The 17,411-nt window shown below is 70.0% G+C and carries 16 protein-coding genes; 5 read left to right on the top strand and 11 right to left on the bottom strand.

Annotation, left to right across the window (positions count from 1 at the left end; genetic code table 11):
* Position 1: 1 nt before the first annotated feature.
* Positions 2–1,222 carry a cytochrome P450 gene (locus ACIBJB_RS28590; protein WP_398934498.1) on the top strand — a complete coding sequence of 407 codons (1,221 nt, stop codon included), beginning with the start codon at positions 2–4 and terminating at the stop codon, positions 1,220–1,222.
* A 3-nt stretch (positions 1,223–1,225) separates the two neighbouring features.
* On the opposite strand, the gene ACIBJB_RS28585 is transcribed toward ACIBJB_RS28590, so the two are convergent.
* Genes ACIBJB_RS28585 through ACIBJB_RS28575 form a run of 3 tightly spaced genes read right to left on the bottom strand, consistent with a single transcriptional unit; the run spans position 1,226 to position 4,143 of the window.
* Positions 1,226–2,485 carry an MFS transporter gene (locus ACIBJB_RS28585; protein WP_398934496.1) on the bottom strand — a complete coding sequence of 420 codons (1,260 nt, stop codon included), beginning with the start codon at positions 2,483–2,485 and terminating at the stop codon, positions 1,226–1,228.
* Between the two features lie 33 nt (positions 2,486–2,518).
* A complete protein-coding gene (locus tag ACIBJB_RS28580; RefSeq protein ID WP_398934494.1) occupies positions 2,519–3,049 on the bottom strand; it encodes an AAA family ATPase in 531 nt (176 codons plus the stop codon).
* Positions 3,050–3,096: 47 nt separating this feature from the next.
* Positions 3,097–4,143, bottom strand: coding sequence for a LacI family DNA-binding transcriptional regulator (locus tag ACIBJB_RS28575; protein WP_398934492.1), 1,047 nt, complete (start codon positions 4,141–4,143; stop codon positions 3,097–3,099).
* A gap of 145 nt (positions 4,144–4,288) precedes the next feature.
* Here ACIBJB_RS28575 and ACIBJB_RS28570 point away from each other — a divergent pair, with 145 nt between their 5' ends.
* The 3 genes from ACIBJB_RS28570 (at position 4,289) to ACIBJB_RS28560 (ending at position 6,758) form a co-directional block, all read left to right on the top strand.
* Positions 4,289–5,347: a glycoside hydrolase family 5 protein gene (locus ACIBJB_RS28570; protein WP_398934490.1), complete on the top strand. Its 1,059-nt coding sequence runs from the start codon at positions 4,289–4,291 to the stop codon at positions 5,345–5,347.
* Positions 5,348–5,495: 148 nt separating this feature from the next.
* Complete coding sequence (locus ACIBJB_RS28565) at positions 5,496–6,188, top strand: restriction endonuclease (protein ID WP_398934488.1); 693 nt, start codon at positions 5,496–5,498, stop codon at positions 6,186–6,188.
* A gap of 99 nt (positions 6,189–6,287) precedes the next feature.
* Positions 6,288–6,758, top strand: a complete 471-nt coding sequence (locus ACIBJB_RS28560; protein ID WP_398934486.1) for a carboxymuconolactone decarboxylase family protein — start codon at positions 6,288–6,290, stop codon at positions 6,756–6,758.
* A gap of 72 nt (positions 6,759–6,830) precedes the next feature.
* Here ACIBJB_RS28560 and ACIBJB_RS28555 read toward each other — a convergent pair whose 3' ends face one another.
* The 6 genes from ACIBJB_RS28555 to ACIBJB_RS28530 are packed head-to-tail and all read right to left on the bottom strand — an operon-like array spanning position 6,831 to position 13,470.
* Entirely contained in the window at positions 6,831–7,853 is a 1,023-nt protein-coding gene (locus tag ACIBJB_RS28555; protein WP_398934484.1) for an ABC transporter ATP-binding protein, read from the bottom strand.
* Positions 7,850–8,857 (bottom strand): ABC transporter ATP-binding protein, encoded by a 1,008-nt coding sequence (locus ACIBJB_RS28550; protein ID WP_398934482.1) that lies wholly within the window; start codon positions 8,855–8,857, stop codon positions 7,850–7,852. The genes ACIBJB_RS28555 and ACIBJB_RS28550 overlap by 4 nt, the downstream gene beginning before the upstream one ends.
* The gene (locus ACIBJB_RS28545) at positions 8,850–9,818 is read right to left on the bottom strand and encodes an ABC transporter permease (protein WP_398934480.1); all 969 of its coding nucleotides are present in this window, start codon (positions 9,816–9,818) and stop codon (positions 8,850–8,852) included. Before ACIBJB_RS28545 ends, ACIBJB_RS28550 begins: the two co-directional genes overlap by 8 nt.
* 2 nt (positions 9,819–9,820) lie before the next feature.
* Complete coding sequence (locus ACIBJB_RS28540) at positions 9,821–10,846, bottom strand: ABC transporter permease (protein WP_398934478.1); 1,026 nt, start codon at positions 10,844–10,846, stop codon at positions 9,821–9,823.
* Positions 10,834–12,555, bottom strand: a complete 1,722-nt coding sequence (locus ACIBJB_RS28535) for an ABC transporter substrate-binding protein (RefSeq protein WP_398934477.1) — start codon at positions 12,553–12,555, stop codon at positions 10,834–10,836. Before ACIBJB_RS28535 ends, ACIBJB_RS28540 begins: the two co-directional genes overlap by 13 nt.
* A gap of 18 nt (positions 12,556–12,573) precedes the next feature.
* Complete coding sequence (locus tag ACIBJB_RS28530) at positions 12,574–13,470, bottom strand: proline iminopeptidase-family hydrolase (RefSeq protein ID WP_398934475.1); 897 nt, start codon at positions 13,468–13,470, stop codon at positions 12,574–12,576.
* Positions 13,471–13,758: 288 nt separating this feature from the next.
* On the opposite strand from ACIBJB_RS28530, the gene ACIBJB_RS28525 reads away from it, so the two are divergent.
* The gene (locus ACIBJB_RS28525; RefSeq protein ID WP_398934473.1) at positions 13,759–14,469 is read left to right on the top strand and encodes a FadR/GntR family transcriptional regulator; all 711 of its coding nucleotides are present in this window, start codon (positions 13,759–13,761) and stop codon (positions 14,467–14,469) included.
* Positions 14,470–14,475: 6 nt separating this feature from the next.
* Here the strand turns inward: ACIBJB_RS28525 and ACIBJB_RS28520 are convergent, their stop codons facing one another.
* Together ACIBJB_RS28520 and ACIBJB_RS28515 are read right to left on the bottom strand one after the other, a co-directional pair.
* Positions 14,476–15,948, bottom strand: coding sequence for an arabinose isomerase (locus ACIBJB_RS28520; RefSeq protein WP_398934471.1), 1,473 nt, complete (start codon positions 15,946–15,948; stop codon positions 14,476–14,478).
* A gap of 25 nt (positions 15,949–15,973) precedes the next feature.
* The gene (locus ACIBJB_RS28515) at positions 15,974–17,272 is read right to left on the bottom strand and encodes an MFS transporter (protein ID WP_398934469.1); all 1,299 of its coding nucleotides are present in this window, start codon (positions 17,270–17,272) and stop codon (positions 15,974–15,976) included.
* Positions 17,273–17,411: the final 139 nt, after the last annotated feature.

The raw sequence follows: 17,411 nt of genomic DNA, 5'->3' as shown, positions 1-17,411 counted from the left end.
GATGACCACGCGGCGGACGATCCGTCCGGAAGAGCTCGACACGCTGAACCTGGCGGATCCGCGGCTGCACGCCGAGGACGAACTGTCCGCCGTGTGGCGTCACTTGAGGGAGCACGAGCCGGTCCACTGGAACCCGGCCACCGAAACGGCTCCCGGTTTCTGGGTGGTGACCCGGCACACCGACGTGACCTCCGTGTACCGCGACAACACCACCTTCACCTCCGAGGGCGGCAACGTCCTGGAGACCCTGCTCGCGGGCGGCGACTCGGCGGCCGGCCGCATGCTCGCGATCACCGACGGGGACCGGCACCGGGAACTGCGCCGCGTCCTGATGTCCGCGTTCACCCCGCGCGCCCTCCAGCCGGTCGTGGCGAGCGTGCGCCGCACGGTCGACCGGCTGCTGCGCGAGGCCATCGACAAGGGCAACTGCGACTTCGCCGCCGACGTGGCCGCCGGCATCCCCCTCGGGGCGATCTGCGACCTGCTCGGCGTGCCCGAGAGCGACCGCGCCCATGTCCTGAGCCTGACCTCCTCGGCCCTCGGCTCCCACGACGCCGACGGCACCGCCGCCGACGCGTGGATCGCCAAGAGCGAGATCCTGCTCTATTTCGCGAACCTCGCCCGCGACCGCCGTGACAGCGGCCACGCGGACGTCATCGCGCTCCTCGCCGGAAGCACGGTGAACGGGTTTCCGCTGGACGACGACGAGATCATGCTCAACTGCTACAGCCTGATCCTCGGCGGTGACGAGACGGCCCGGCTGTCCATGGTCGGCGCCGCCCTGGCCCTGGTGGAGCACCCCGACCAGTGGCAGGCCCTCAAGCAGGGCGACGCCGGTGTCGACACGGCCGTGGAGGAGATCCTGCGCTGGACCACCCCGGCGCTGCACTCGGGCCGCACGGCCACGACCGACACCGAGATCGCGGGCCGTCCGATCCGCGCCGGGGACATCGTGACGGTGTGGAACGCCTCCGCCAACCACGACGAGCAGGTCTTCGCCGACCCCGGACGGCTCCGCCTCGACCGCACCCCCAACAAACACTGCACCTTCGCCTACGGCCCGCACTTCTGCCTGGGCGCCTACCTGGCCCGCGCGGAGATCGGAGCGGTCCTGGAGGGGCTGCGCGATCTCGTGGAGGACATGGAACGGACCGGCCCGGCGAAGCCGGTCTACTCCAACTTCCTCAGCGGCCTCGGTTCGCTGCCGCTGGTCCTGAAGTGAGGCTCATCCGCTGATCACCTCCTGCCCGGTCCCGGCCGGTGCCCGATGGCGCCGGAACCCGGGGAAGAGCAGGAGGAGGGCGAGTGCCACCACGACGGTCAGGACACCGCCGCCCGTGACGGTCCACGTGACGCCGAGGGCGGCGCCGACCGTGCCGTGCAGGAGGTCGCCCAGCCGTGGCCCTCCGACGGCCACCACGGTGTCGATCCCCTGGAGCCGACCGCGCATCCCGTCCGGCACGGCGCTCTGCAGCACCGTCTTCCGGAAGACCCCCAGGGCCAGGAGCGCACCGCCGGCCGGCAGCAGCCAGGCCACGGCGGCGACGAGCGAGGGGGCAAGGCCGAACCCCGCGACCGCCAGACCCCACACGCCGACCGACACGGCCACCGCGACACCGTGGCGGCCGACGCGCGTGAAGGCCCCCGAGAACAGCCCCGCCAGCACACCGCCGGCCGAGACAGCGGCGTACAACACCCCGATGTCCGAAGGGTGGAAGGTCTCCGCCGCCAGTTGCGGGAACAGTGCGGTGGGCAGACCGAGGGACAGCGCGGCGAAGTCGGCGAGATAGACCACCAGCAGAATCTGATGCTTCGTCACAAACCGTACGCCGTCCGCGATCTGCCCTCGGACCGCGCTCTGTCCTCTCTCACCGCCGCCGTCCGGGGGAAGAGCCGGCAGTCGCCACACGGCCCACACCGTCGCGCAGACGGCGACCGCGTCCGCCAGATACAGCGTCCGGCTGCCCACGACCGGCAGCAGGCCACCGGCCAGCAGCGGACCGGCGATCCCGGCGGACAGGAGCACCGTCGACTGCAGCGCGTTGGCGGCCGCGAGCAACTCGGGCCGCACCAGACGGGGTGTCACGGCCCTGCTCACCGTGGAGTTGGCGCCGAACAAGGCCTGCTGCACGGCCACCAGCACCAGCAGCACGGCGACCGACCGCAGATTCGCCCACGCCTGCGCCCACAGCAGCAACGACGTCACCCCGATGCCGACCGTGGTCGTCAGCAGCACCCGCCGTCGGTCGCGTACGTCGGCGAGCACCCCTCCCCACAGCGCCGCCGCGGCCATCGGGGCGAGGCCCACCAGACCGGCCAGCCCTACGTAGGCCGACGAACCGGAGAACTCGTAGATCTGCAACGGCACGACGACCGCCGTGAGTTGAGCCCCGAGAGCGGTCACGATCCCGGCCGCCCACAAGCGCCGGAACGCGCCCGCCCGCAGTGGCCGTACGTCGACCAGCAGCTGTTTCTCTCGCACCATGGGGCGATGCTGCGGGCTTCCCCTGGGGCAAGGTCAACCGACGTGGGCGAGCACCTGGTCGGCCAGTTCCCGCGGGGTCGACTCGCCGTCGAGGAACACCGTGTCGCCGGGCAAGGTGTCGACCGCCGCCGTGCACGCCTCGATGCGGGCCTTGCACCACGCCCGCACCCGTTCCTCCCGGGCGGGGTCGTCGGGGAAGAAGCTCCGTGCGTCGATCCGCCGCACCAGGACCTCGGGCGGGACCTTGAGGAAGAAGTGGTGGACCACTATGTCCGCGGCCCTGAGGGCGCCGAAGATCTCGCCCAGGTAGCCGGGGTCCACCAGCGTCATGGGGACCAGGAGCGGGCGCCGGTACTCCTCGACGAGACCGACGGCCAGGTCGGCGACCTGCCGCCGCCACAGCGGAAGGTCCTGGAAATCACCGGTCGGCACCTCCACGATCTCCCGCAGCACATAGCCGACCATCTCCGGGTCGAAGACCAGTGCTTCGGGCCATCGCGGGCGCAGTTCCTCCACGAGGGTGGTCTTCCCGCTGCCGAACGGGCCGTTCATCCATACGATCACAGCAGGTTCCCCCGGTTCCCACGAACTCCGAACGAGTGACAGTACCGTCAGCCCCGCGGCGGCCCGCTGCTCCCCCTCACCACCAGACGCGTCGGGACGAGATCGGTACCGGGCCGGCCGCCTTCGTGCGCGCGGATCTGCTGCAGCACCTTCTGCACGCAGCGATGACCCACCTCCGCGAAGTCCTGGTGGACGGTGGTGAGCGGCGGCACGAAGAACGCCGCGTCGGGGATGTCGTCGAAACCGACCACGCTGACGTCGTGCGGCACGGACAGCCCGCGCTCGTGGAACGCGCGCAGCAGCCCCAGCGCCATCTGGTCGTTGGCGGCGAACACGGCCGTGCAGTCCGGCGTTTCGGCGAGTACCAGCCCTGCCGCGTAACCGGACTCCGCCGACCAGTCCCCGTACACCGCGGGCGGCACCGGCCGCCCGGCCTCCTCGAGGACCGCACGCCAGGCCTGGGCCCGCCGCTGTCCCGAGAAGGAGGCCTGCGGACCGGTCACATGCCAGACGGTCCGATGCCCCAGATCCAGCAGATGCTGTACGGCCTGACGCGCGCCGTCCGCCTGATCCGTGTCGACCACGCTGTAGCGGTCGCCGGCGTCCGAGTCCACGACGACGACATGCACCCCGGGCGGCAGCTTGACCGTCCCGGTGTCGAGGAGATGGATCTCCATGATGACGATGACCGCGTCCACGGCCAGCTCGCCCATCCGCGTGAAGGCCCCCAGGACGTTGTCCTGCGTCGGCACGTCGATGGGGATCAGGGTGATCGCGTACCCCTCGGCCGCCGCGTGCGTGGCGATCGCCTCCACCGTGCGGCTGTTGCCGGTCGAGGACAGGCTGAACAGGATCACGCCGATGGTGTTGAACTGGCCGTACCGCAGCGCCCGCGCGGCACTGTTGGGGCGGTACCCCAGTTCCCGCATCGCCGCCAGCACCTGCTCGCGCGTGGCAGGGACCACCCCGGGGTGACCGTTGGAGACCCGCGAGACCGTCTGCGAGGAGACGCCCGCCAGCTTGGCGACGTCGGCCATGGACACGCGCTGCTTGCGCCGGCCTCCGGGAACACCGGAACCTCCCCGCTCCACCACTGCTGCCTCCTCCGTCCGCCGAACGTGTTGCGTGTCGCACCGGATGTTACGTGTGGGAAACCTTGACGGTCGCCGAGACGGATGCCACGATTCCGGCGCCGTCATGTTTACGTAAACATGCTGTCATTCCGAAAGGGTTTGGTCGATGCGCAAGACCCCCGTCAGCACCCGTCGCGCCCCGAGGCTGCGTGCCTCGCTCGTCGCCGTCGCGATCGCCGCGGTCAGCGGCGCCACCCTCACCGGCAGCCCCGCCTCCGCCGCCGCGCCGACCACCGACACGACCCAGTTCAAGGGCGTCAACTGGGCCGACCCGCGCGACAACTTCGCCGACGACGAGCTCCAGCTGTCGGGCCTGTCGACCTCCGACACCTACGCCCAGACGTACACCAAGGCGAGCCGCATCATCTCGGCGTTCCGGGCGAACCTCGGCGCCAACACCGTCCGGCTGCCGATCAACCCGTACACCGTCAACGGCTCCTACTGGAAGTCGTACCGGGGTGTCATCGACGCCGCGACGGCCCACGGCTTCAAGGTCATCGTGTCCTACTGGGAGGGCACGGGCGACCGCAAGGACGGCTTCATCGACGACGAGGCCACCTACTGGCCGATGTGGAACACCGTGGTCAAGGCCTACAAGGGCAACTCCCGGGTCTACTTCGAGCCGATGAACGAGCCGCACGGCTACACCGATACCCAGTGGGCCGACATCGCCGCGAAGTGGCTGGACACCTACAAGTCCGTGCCGCGCAACCGCGTCTTCGTCAGCGGCGCCGGCTACAACGACCACGTCACGACCGTGTGCGCCGACCCGCGCCTGAAGGGCACCTACCTGTCGCTGCACCACTACGGCTTCTGGAAGTCGTACGCCACCTACGACGAGTGGGTGGCCGACCTGAAGGTGCGCATCGGCGACTGCGCGAACCGGACCGTGGCGGACGAGTTCGGCGCGCCGATGACGACCGGTCTGAACTACAACGTGAAGACCCCGGACGACAACTTCGTCAACTACGTCCAGGCCGTCACCGACACCTTCCGCGAGCTGAAGATGGGCTCGGTGTACTGGCCGGGCCTGCGCACCGACGACATCTACTCGGTGCAGAAGCTCGTCGGCCCGGCCAACCGGCCGTGGCTGGAGACCACCAACCAGTCGGGCGCCGACCGCCTCGCCTGGGCCTGGGGCCGCGGAACGCCCGTCAAGGGCTGAGGTTTCCCCCTGCTTCGGCCGCGGTGCCTTTCGGTGCCGCGGCCGACCGGCGTTCAACGGCGGTACTCGGACATGGCCGACTCGCGCCCTTCTCACGCCCTCCTGAGCTGCCCAGACTCGTTGGCAGGAACACAGGGGGGAGGGCGCTGTGGCGAGGCGTCGACGGAGTACGGCCGCTCGCGGGCGGCGGGCGCGGCGGTGGTGGTGGGGCGGCGCGGTGACGCTGGTCCTCGTGGTGCTGTTCCGGGCGGGCGTGTGGCCGTATCTCCTGGGCGTGCTGTCGGTCGCCGCCGGCGCGGCGGTCGTCTGGTGGTTGTGGCACACGGACCGGCTGCTCCGGGGCGGGGACCGTCGCTGGCGGCAGGAGGAGGCGGTGAAGGCGGGCCGCCGGACCCTCGCCGAGGTGGACGTCATGACGGGCACCGAGTTCGAGGAACTGGTCGCGGCTCTGTGCCGGCGGGACGGGTGCACGGAGGTCCGGCGGGTCGGCGGTGCGGGTGACAACGGCGCCGATGTCCTGGGCCGGCTGCCGGACGGCCGCACGATGGTCGTCCAGTGCAAGCGGTACGCACCGAGCAGGGCGATCCCCAATCGCGAACTGCGCGATCTGCTGGGCGCCCGGGTGCACTTCCGCGCCGACGTGGCCGTCTTCGTGACGACCTCACGCTTCACAGGCCCCTCCGAGAAGTTCGCGCTGGAGCACGACATCCTCGCCGTGCACCGCGACCTCCTCGGCCTGTGGAACAACGGGACCTCCCTCGTGTCGCTGGGCCCGGTGAACGGCCGGGGCCAGGGCGACGCACGGCATCGGGCCCGCTGGAAGAAGGCGTACGGCGGCTGACGCGCTGGGGAGACGCAGGTCACATTCGTGGGCGTCACAATCCGCCGGGCCGTTCCGTCGTAGGTGTGTAGCCATCGACAACGGCAGAAGGAGCACACCATGGAAGCCCGACTCGACGTCTTCGCCAGCCCGCTGGCCGGCAAGCTGCTGAAGCACTTCGCCTCCGCGGGCAAGGTGGTCACGGACTCGGGACTGCCGATGACGACCCAGGAACTGGTGAAGATCCGCGCAAGCCAGATCAACGGCTGCGGGTTCTGCCTCGACATGCACACCAAGGAGGCGGCCGCCGCGGGGGAGACCGCGCAGCGCCTCCACATGGTCGCCGCGTGGCGTGAGGCCAAGGTCTTCACCGAGGCCGAGCGCGCCGCGCTGGAGCTGGCCGAGCAGGGCACCCGCCTCGCCGACGGGTCCGGTGTCCCGGACGAGGTCTGGGAGAACGCCGCCAAGCACTACGACGAGGAGCAGCTCCTCGCCCTGGTCTCCCTGATCGCCGTCATCAACGCCTTCAACCGGCTGAACGTCATGACCCAGCAGCCGGCCGGCGACTACGTGGTCGGTCAGTTCGGCTGAACCTGAGGACCTGAACCTGACGGCCGGGTGACCGGCCCGGGGGCTGCAGACCCCGGGCCCGACCTCACCACCTCAGCCGGCCAGCGGGTAGTGACAGGCCACCTGACGGCCGGAGGCGTTCGGCGTGAGCCGCGGGCGTTCCACCGCACACACATCCCGGGCGTACGGGCAACGCGTGCGGAACGGGCATCCCGTCGGCTTGTCCGCCGGACTGGGCACCTCGCCGGTCAGCACGATGCGCTCCCGGGGCGGCCCGTCCTCGGCGAACGTCCCGTCGTCGATGTCCGGTACCGCCGACAGCAGGGCCTGCGTGTACGGATGGGCCGGGTCCGCGTACAACGCCTCCGTGCCGGCGAGCTCGACGATCTCACCGAGATACATGACGGCGATCCGGTCCGAGACATGACGCACCACACCGAGATCGTGCGCGATGAAGACGTACGTGAGTCCGAACTCCTCCTGGAGATCCGCGAAGAGGTTCAGCACCTGCGCCTGGATCGACACATCCAGCGCCGACACCGGCTCGTCGGCCACGATCAGCTTCGGATTCGTCGCCAAGGCGCGTGCGATACCGATGCGTTGGCGCTGACCGCCGGAGAACTCGTGCGGATACCGGTCCAGATGGGCCGCCGCCAGTCCTACGACGTCGAAGAGTTCCCGTACCCTGCGGCGGACCGCGGACGCGTCGCCGTACCGGTGCACCAGCAGCGGCTCGGCCACGATGTCCCCGGCGCGACGGCGGGGGTTGAGCGAGGCCTGCGGGTCCTGGAAGACCAGTTGCATGCCCGGGCGTACCGGACGCAGCCGTCGCGCGGACAGCGTGGAGATGTCCTGACCGTCGAACTCGACGCGTCCGCCCGTGAGTTCGGTGAGCCGGACCAGGCACCGGCCCAGCGTGGACTTGCCGCAGCCGGACTCCCCGACGACGCCGAGGGTTTCGCCGCCGCGCACCGCCAGGGAGACCCCGTCGACGGCACGCAGCACCTGGCGTCTGCCGCGCACGGGGTAGTGCTTGGTGACGTCCGTGGCCCTCAGGAGGACCTCTCCGGCGGGCGGTGCGTCCGTGTCCACCGCCACGATGTCCTGTGCCGTCACGACGCCGCCTCCGTGTCTCTCGCGCTCACTCGCAGGCCGGCCCGGTCGCCGGACGGCAGCCAGCAGGCGTCGAGGTGGGTGTCACCCGACAGAACGGGCCGTTCCTCGCACCGGTCGTGCCGCAGCCGGCAACGCGGCGCGAACGCGCACCCCTCCGGAACGCCACCCGGTGCGACCGGCACGCCCGCGATGGTGGGCAGCCGCCGCAGCCGGGGACCGCCCACCCGGGGCACCGAGTCGAGCAGACCCCAGGTGTACGGGTGCCGCGGATCGTGGAACACCGCCCGCCGCGGGCCCTCCTCGGCCGCCCGGCCGCCGTACATGACCAGCACCCGGTCGGCGATCTGGGAGACCACGCCCATGTCGTGGGTGATGAGCACCATCGCCGAGCCCCCTGCGTTGAGTTCCCGCATCAGATCGAGGATCTGCGCCTGGACAGTGACGTCCAGTGCCGTCGTCGGCTCGTCGGCGATCAGCAGTGAGGGGCTGCACGAGAGCGCCATCGCGATGACCGCGCGCTGCCGCATCCCGCCGGAGAACTCGTGCGGGTAGGCGTTCACCCGCGAGGCCGCGTCGGGGATGCCGACGTCCGAGAGCAGTTGGGCGGCACGCGCGTGTGCTTCCTTGCGGGAGACCTGTTCGTGCGCCCGGATCGCCTCGGCGATCTGCCAGCCCACGGTGTACACCGGGGTCAGGGCGGTCATCGGGTCCTGGAAGACCATCGCGATCTGGCGGCCCCGCACCGCACGCATCTCCTTGTCGGGCAGGGTGAGCAGGTCACGGCCCCGGAAGAGGACTTCACCCGACACGCTCACGTTCGGGTTGGTGAGCAGCCGCAGCACGGCGAGCATCGACACGCTCTTACCGGAGCCCGACTCGCCCACCACGCCCAGGACTTCGCCCGGAGCGACCGAGAAGGAGAGACCGTCGACGGCCGTGACGAGGCCCTGGCGGGTACGGAACCGCACGCGCAAGTCACGTACGTCCAGTAGCGGTTCAGGCATGGCGGGCCCTCGGATCGAGTCGCGCGTACAGGATGTCCACCAGGGCGTTGGCGAGGACCACGAAGAACGCCGCGTACAGCACCGTGCCCATGATCACGGGCAGGTCCAGGTTCTGCAGGGCGTCGAAGGTGAGCTTGCCGATGCCGGGCAGGCCGAAGACCACCTCGGTCAGGAGCGCGGCCCCGCCGACGAGCGCTCCGAAGTCCAGGCCGAACAGCGACACGATCGGGATCAGCGAGCAGCGCAGGGCGTGCCGGAGCAGGATCCGCCGCTCGGACAGACCCTTGGCGCGGGCCGTACGGACGTAGTCCTCGTTCAGTGCGGTGACGACCTCGCCGCGCAGCAGCCGGGCGTAGATCCCGGCGTACAGGAGGGCGAGCGTCAGCCACGGGAAGAGCATGTGCAGCGCCCACTGGCCGGGGTCCTGGCCGAGACCGACGTAGCCGGGTGGGGGCACCCAGGAGAAGAGCGAGTCGTGCAGCTGCTTCTGGGTGAGGAGGTTGACGACCTCGCCGAGCCAGTAGGCCGGGAGCGAGACGCCGACCACGCCCACCAGCATGATCAGCGGGTCGGCGGCGCGGCCGCGCAGGGTCGCCGCGGCCGTGCCCATGAGGATGCCGGCCGTCATCCAGATCAGGGCCGCGCCGATGACCAGGGACAGGGTCACGGGGGTGGCCTGGATGATCTGCGGGATGACCCGGGAGCCGCGGTTGACGAACGACTCCAGATCCCGGTCGATGAGCAGGTGACGCATCATCAGCAGATAGCGGATCGGCATCGGCCGGTCCAGTCCGAAGGAGTGCCGCACCTGGGCGAGGGTGGCCGGGTCGGCGTTGCGGCCCGCGATGCGTGCCGCCGGGTCGACTCCCGGAGTGGCGAAGAAGATCAGGAACACCAGCACACTGATCGCGAACATCACCAGCAGGGCCGAGCCGAAGCGCTTGAGGGCGAAGACGAGCATGGTCACACCCCTCCGCGCAGCCGGGCGCTCGGGTCGAGCGCGTCACGCACCCCGTCACCGAGGACGTTGAGCGCGCCGGTGGTCAGGGCGATCAGCAGACCGGGCGCGATCGTCACGGCCGGCCGGGTGTAGAGGAGCCCCAGGCCGTCTTCGATGATCGTGCCCCAGCTGGCGTCGGGTGGCTGGACACCGACGGACAGGAAGGACAGCGCCGACTCGGTGAGCATGGCGAGCGCGGTCATCAGCGGGACGAACACGATCGCCGTCGGCACGACGTTCGGCAGCACCTCTCGGCGCAGGATGCGCGGGGTGGGGGCGCCGGAGCCGACGGCCGCCTGGATGTACTCCTTGTTGCGCAGCACCAGCACCTGACCGCGCAACGGCCGTGCGATGTACGGCACGTAGATCGCCGCGATGATCGTGACGGGCAGCCAGAGACTTCCCGCGTCGACGGTCAGGGGACCGAGACGAAGTCCGTTGGTGAGCAGCACCACCGACAGACAGATGGCCAGCAGATACACCGGGAACGCCCAGACGACGTCCAGGACCCGCGAGATGACGGCGTCCACGATTCCGCCCGCGTACCCGGCGACGACCCCCACGGCCGTACCGACTGCGCAGGTGAGCAGCGCCGCCGTGAACCCGATGAACAGGCTCGTACGACCGCCGTACAGCAGCCGGGCCAGCACATCCCGGCCCTGGTTGTCGGCGCCGAGGAAGTAGTGGCCGGGGTCCCAGGTCGGGCCGATCGGGGTGACGCCCAGGCCGAGGCCCGTGCTGCTCGGGGTGAGCACCGGCACGGTCTTGCCGTCCACGACCGTGGTGCCGGAGACATGGGACTGGAAGGGGTCGGTGTGGGCTATGTGGTCCGCGTAGAGCGGGGCGCACAGGGTCGCCAGCACGACGAGGAGCAGGACCGCGGCGGCGGCCAGCGCCGTCCTGTTGCGCAGCAGGTCGCCGGCGGCGGTCCGCCAGGGGCCCGGCGAGCGCCGGGCCCCGGCCGACGGGGACAGGGTCACTTCACCCACAACTGCCCGACCAGCATGTAGAACTGCTTGCTGAACTGGTAGTTGCCGACCCGCGTCGACGTGAAGTCGATCATCTTCGGGTTGATCAGCGGTACCACCGGCGACTGGGCCATGACCGTCTGGTCGATGGCACCCCACTGCTTGTCGGCGCTCGCCTTGTCGGTCTGCGAGGTCTTCAGCGCCGCCTGCATCTTCGCGTCGACGCCCTTGTCGCAGAACCCGGAGATGTTGATGCTGGAGTCGCTGCCGGGGTGGTAACTCGCGCAGGAGAGCAGCACGTTGAGGAAGTCGGAGGCCGCGGGATAGTCCTGGTACCAGGACGTCAGGGCGAGTTGCACCTTGTTCTTGGTGTTCTGGATGTAGGTGAACTGGATGTTCCCCGACAGCGGCTTGAGGGTCGCCTTGTAGCCGAGCTGGGTGAGCAGGCTCTGCAGGTACTGACCGATCGACTTGTTGACGTCGTCGTCCTGGACGACGATGCCGACCTCCTGTCCCGCCGTACCGGACTGCTTCACGAGCTCCTTGGCCTTGGCGAGGTCCGCGGCCTTCCAGGTCGTCCCGCCGCCCTTGGTGTAGGCGCACGATTCGACGTGCCCGGGGAAGCCGGGCGGCAGGACCGTGCACGCGGGAGAGGCGAGGTTGGTGCCGCCGTACAGGCGCACCACGGCGGACCGGTCCACGGCCCAGTTGATCGCCTGACGCGCCAACTTGTTGTTGAAGGGCGCCATGTTGACGTTGAGCGTCGCGTACCAGAACGCCGTCAGCGGGTTCACGTGCGCCCGCGAGGCGTACTTGGTGCCGATCTCGTTGAGGCGGTCGGCGGGCGGCGCGTCGTACATCCAGTCCGCCTGGCCGTTCTCGATGGCGGTGACCTCGGACTCCACGGTCTGGCCGAAGGTGTAGTCGATGGCGTCGGGATAGCCCTGCGGCTCCGCCTGCCGCGACCACTCCTTGAAGTGCGGGTTGCGGACCAGCTTGAGCGCCCGGTTGGGGTCGTACGAGGCCGCCATGTACGGCCCGGTCGACGGCAGCGGCTTGGTCCCGGCGTCCTTCGTCGGCGAGTCCTTCGGTACGACGACGGCGTGCGGGACGGCCAGCTTGTACTCGAACTCCGGGTCCGGGGCCGTCAGATTGACGGTGACCGTGTTGGCCTTGGCGTCACCGATCACGCCCTTGGACAGGGTGCAGGAGGCCGGCGTCTTCAGACAGGCGTCGGCGCCGACGATGCCGTTGTAGAAGGTGCCCGCGGTGGGGCTGGAGACCTTGAAGATGCGCTGGAAGGACGCCACCACGTCGTCGGTGGTCAGGGCCTTGCCGTTGGAGAAGGTGACGCCCCTGCGGAGCGTGAAGGTGTAGGTCTTGCCGCCGTTGGTCACCTTCGGCATGGCCGTGGCCAGGTCGGGGACGACGGTGAAGGACTCCTGCCCGTTGACCTTCTTGAAGGCGAGCAGCCCGTCGTACATCGACTGGAACAACTGCCAGTACTGGAGCGTGTAGTTGACCTGCGGGTCGAAGCTGCCCGCAGCCGCGTGGGCGACCAGCTTCAGGGTGCCGCCCTTGTGCTGGGCCTGGAAGGCGGAGGAGCCCGAGGAGGAGGCGCCCGGGCCGGAGGAGGAGCCCGGGTCGGAGGAGGACGAACAGGCGGCCGCGGTGAGCGTGAGGGCGACGGTGGCGGCGGCGAGCGCGCCCCGTCTGGCAGTGCGGGACATGGCTGGGAACTCCCGGGGTCAGTCGGTGGCGTCGAGGAACTCGCCGACGACCCGGAGGTAGAGCTGCTCCTCCTCGACGTGCGGCATGTGGCTCGAATGCTCGAACATGTGCCAGCGCACATCGGGGATGCGGTCGGCGAAGGGGCGGACGGTCTCGGGGGTCGCCTCGTCGAAGCGCCCGGACACCAGCAGGGTCGGCACCTCGATCAGATGCAGCCGGTCGATGACCGACCAGTCCTTGAGGGTGCCGACGACATGGAACTCATTGGGGCCGTTCATCGTGTGGTACACGGTCGGATCGGCCGCGATGTTGTCCCAAGTGGCCTGCACCTCGGGCGGGTTGGGCACCAGACGGCACACATGGCGCTCGTTGAAGACCTGTTCGGCCGCCCGGTAGTCGGGGTGGTCCGTGGTCCCGGCAGCCTCGTGGGCGTGCAGGGTGTGCTGGACCTCCTCGGGGAGCTCGGCGCGCAGTTCGGCCGCCGCCTCGAGCCACAGCTTCATGGACGCGGGGGAGTCGGCGATGACCAGTCCGCGCAACCCGGGCGGGCGGCGTACCGCGTGCTCGGCGGCGAGCATGCCGCCCCAGGACTGGCCGAGGATGTGGTAGCCGTCAGCGATGCCCAGCTCCTTGAGCAGGTTGTCCAGCTCGTCGAGGAAGAGCTGGACCGTCCAGAAGTCGGCGCCCTCGCCGGGCAGATGGGTGGAGAACCCGGTGCCGAGCTGGTCGTAGTGGATCACGGGGCGGCCCTGCTCGGAGATGCCCGCGATGCTGAGCGTGTAGTGGTGACCGGCACCGGGCCCGCCGTGCAGGACCACCAGGGGTGTCCTGCCCGGTTCGCCCGTGATCCGGTACCAGGTGGAATGGCCGTTGAAGTCGACGGTTCCGGTGTGGTTCGGTTCGGGGATCGCCACGGGGAAGCCTCCCAGACCGGTCGGAACCAGCCGACCGCCGTCTGAAAATAGTTGGGATGTGACGGATGGATGCGATAGTGAGGGGGCAAAAGGTCAGTCCACAAGACCTTTTGGTGGGGTGAGTGCAAGACGTAACAGCGGGTTCACGTGGCCCGTGCGCGTTAACAGAAACGGCGACTCGCAGGAGGACAACTGACATCCGCATCTGAACCCGGTGACGAGTTCTCTCGCGTTCTCGACCGTGTCCTGCTCGGCGACAGTCCGTCGTCCTCGCTGCGTCCGGTCCGGGTGAGTTCGGCGGTCGACGAGGTCGCCGACCGGCTGCTCACCGCGATCGCCGTCGGAGACTTCCTGCCCGGTGAGCGGCTGCCCGCCGAACGCGAGCTCACCGCGCTGCTGCACGTCAGCCGTCCCACCGTGCGCGAGGCGGTCGCACGCCTCCTGGCGCTGGGCGTCATCGAGATCCGCCGGGGCCGCAACGGCGGAGCGTTCGTCCGCGACAGCTGGACCGAGTCCTCCGGCGCCGCGGTCCGCCGCACGCTGCTGCCCCGCTGGGCGGAGTTCGAGCAACTCTTCGATCTGCGTGGGCTGGTGGAGGGCATGGTGGCCGCGACGGCTGCCCGACGCCGGCGCCCCGAGGACCTGGAGCCGATGCGCGAGGCGCTCCAGGCGCACCTCGGCGCGAGCACACCCCGCCAGGAGCAGGCCGCCGACAGCGCGTTCCACCGGGCGATCTGCGCGGCCACCCACAATCCGCAGATCGCCCAGCTCAGCCGGGACCTGCTGACCCGGATCAGTCTGGGCTTCCCGATCGAACCCTGGGGGAAAGGCGAGCGCTCCCACCACGAACAGGCCGGTCACGGGCACACAGCGCTCTACGAGGCCGTCGCGGCGGGTGAGCCGGAGCGTGCGGAGGAGACAGCCCGGGAGCATTTCATGATCAGCGCCGAGCTGATCCGGGACGTCCTGGCCCGGGTCCGGGCAACCGAGGCTCCCTGACCGGGGCTACACCTCCCGGTGGTCGATCCCCAGCAGACTCGCCGCCGCCCCGAAATCGGCGCCGTGGTGCCCCACCGCCAGCGACCAGTGATGCCCCACCCCCGTGGCGCTCCACGCGTCGACCCACTCACCGGGATCCCGGCCGAAGTCGACCCGGCTGGTGGTGTTGCCGATCTCCAGCAGCGGACCGGGCACGACCGTGCCCTCGGACGTGATGAACGACAGGCTGCCGTCGGCGTCTTGGCCGAGACCGAGCAGCGTGACCGGCCCCTGCCGGACGTCGAACTCCACGCTGACACCCCAGCCGCGCTTGCCGTGATAGACACCGAGGCCGCGCAGCAGCGGGTCCCGGGCACTGAGCGCGAGGTGGGCCGGCCCGTCGTGGCCCATCTCCACCACGCCGTCCTCGAAGTTGAGCGCCTGGATCTCGGTGAAGGAGCCTCCGGCACCGACACTCTGCGAGGCCAACTGAGCGAGGCTGGTGCGCAGTTCGAACTCACCGGCCGCGGGCACACCGCGGGCGGTGAGCAGGGAGGCGCCCAGGATCATCCCGGCGCCGAGCCGCTCGTGCAACTCGCCGTCGAGGCCCCGGTGGTAGTACGCGAGGGTGTCGAGACCGAAGTCCTCCACCAGCCGGTCGAGAGCCACCGACACGGTCGCGCCCCACGCGAAGTCCTCGTCGACCACGCTGTCGTCGACGGTGAAGATCCGCCGGGCGAGCTGCACCCGCTCCCGGGTCTGAGCCTCGGTCACCTTCTCCACCCGGTGCCGCAGATCGTCGAACTCCAGCACCTCGACGTGCGAGCCGAACGTCGCCGACAGCAGCGTCGGATCGGTCTGCACATCGAGCATCCCCGGATACACGTGCCCCATCAGTCCGTGCCGGGCGTGCCGGAGCGCGGCCCGGACGTGCGCGGCCCGCACCCACCGCTCGACGCGCCGCCACGCCGACTCCTGCCGCAGCCAGCCCGACACCGAACGGAACGGGACACCCGCCCGGCGGAAGACGTTGCCGACCTCCGGCACCGAGCACTGCGAGCAGTACGCCAGCCAGTCACCCGTGTCGAAGGAGGCGTGGTCCATCCGCTGGGACGGCTGGAGGTCGACGACCAGCACCGGGGTGTGGGTGCGCTGCGCGATCGGCAGCACCATCGACGAGGTCAGATACGTCGTCAGGAACAGCACGATCAGATCGCAGTCGGCCCGCCTCAGTTGCTCGGCGGCGGCCGCGCCCTCCTGCGCGTCGGAGACGAACCCGGCGTCCGTCACCTCCGCGTCCAACTGGCCCAGCCGATCGGCGACATACGCGGACGACTCCTTCAACTGGGGCAGCAGCCCCGGGAACTGCGGCCAGTAGGTGCCGAGCCCGCCGGAGACCAGCCCGATCCGTGGTCGGCGGCGCGCCACGGGCGGAAGCAACTCGCCCAGCACGGCTTCCCGTGCACCGGCACGCGTCGTGGTGGATTCGGTCGTCGCCATGGTCGGCGCTCCTTCGGGGGTCGGTTCAGGTCCGCGCGACCTTGACGTCCGCCGGTGCGGTGGCGACCGGGGACGCGCGCGGAATGAGGACGCGGACGATGTACAGACCGGCGAGGGCCGACAGCGCCATGCAGCCGGTGATCACCCAGAGCAGCAGACTGGGGCTCCGGTCGAGCAGGGCGGGCGTGACGAACGCGACGCCCGCGAACACCCCGCGCGAGACGGCGTAGGTGATCCCCTGCGTGGTGCCCCGGGTGTCCGCGGGCAGCGTCAGCTGCGACCACACCTTGTAGTTCGCCTCGCCCGCGAAGGGATAGGACAGCTGGTAGAGGACGTAGAAGACGAGGAAGCCGACGATGGCGCCCAGGGTGAGCGTGCCGATCGCGAAGGCCACGATCTGCACGAGCGTGGCGACGTAGAACATCCGGTCGCGCCGCGGGCCGTCGGCGATCCGGACGAAGGCGAGGGTCAGCAGCAGACCGATCGGGAGACAGGCCAGGTTGATGCCGGTGGCCACGCTCTGCGAGGCACCACTGACGGTGACCAGCAGATACGTCGTGAACTGTCCCATGGTGTTGGCGCCCAGTCCCCAGGTGACGTAGAAGGCGAAGGTCGCGAGCATGGGCACCAGCGCGGCACGGGTCCAGACGTTCCTGAGCGCGACACCCTGCTGCTCGGCCGGCTTCTCCGTCGGGACCTGGTCCTGTGCCGGATCCGGTCCGGTGGCCAGCTCGAGCCGCGAGCGCAGATGCCAGGTGACCAGAGCGGCGACCGCCAGATGGCCGGTGATGAGCCGTGCGCCGAGCATGCCCGTGTCCGACAGGGCGAAGCCGGCGAAGACCACGACGATGATGCCCAGCATCCACATGACCTGCGTGAACGCGATGAGCCTGCCTCGGGCGTGGTCGGGGGACGCGTCCGAGACCACGGCCAGGGACGTCGGCAGGTCGGCGCCGGCCGCGAGACCGGCGAGGAGGACACCCACCAGAAGGGTGATGTCGTCGGGCGCGAGGGTGATGATGACCGCCCCGAGCGCGTAGCAGAGGATGTCCAGGTTGTAGAGGCGGCGTCGGCCGAACACGTCGGCGAGCCGTCCGCCGACCAGGGAGCCGACCGCGATGCAGATGGTGACGATCGCGCTGATCGCACCGGCCATCCAGACACCCATGTCGTAGGCGTCGCGGTAGATCGCCAGGTTGACGCCGATGCTGACGATGAGTGCGGCGTCGAGGTAGGACGCCATGCCGGAGAGGGTCGCGACCTTCCACAGGCGCTTCTCGATGGGCGGTTCCGGCTGGTTCGGGGCAGGCGAGGTTCGGGCCATGATGCGGCTCCGTCTGGGGAGAGGGGTTCCGAGCGGAGGGGGACGTCGCTGTTCTCGGCCGATGTCCAGCGACTATAGGAGCGTAAAAACGTTCCAACAAGACGTCATGCGGCCATCCGTGGCAACGACCTGACGGCCC

The sequence above is a fragment of the Streptomyces sp. NPDC050759 genome (assembly GCF_044456945.1).
Classification (GTDB): domain Bacteria; phylum Actinomycetota; class Actinomycetes; order Streptomycetales; family Streptomycetaceae; genus Streptomyces.
The sequence above is the reverse complement of the archived record's forward strand: the minus strand, read 5'-3'. Positions and strand labels throughout refer to the sequence as shown.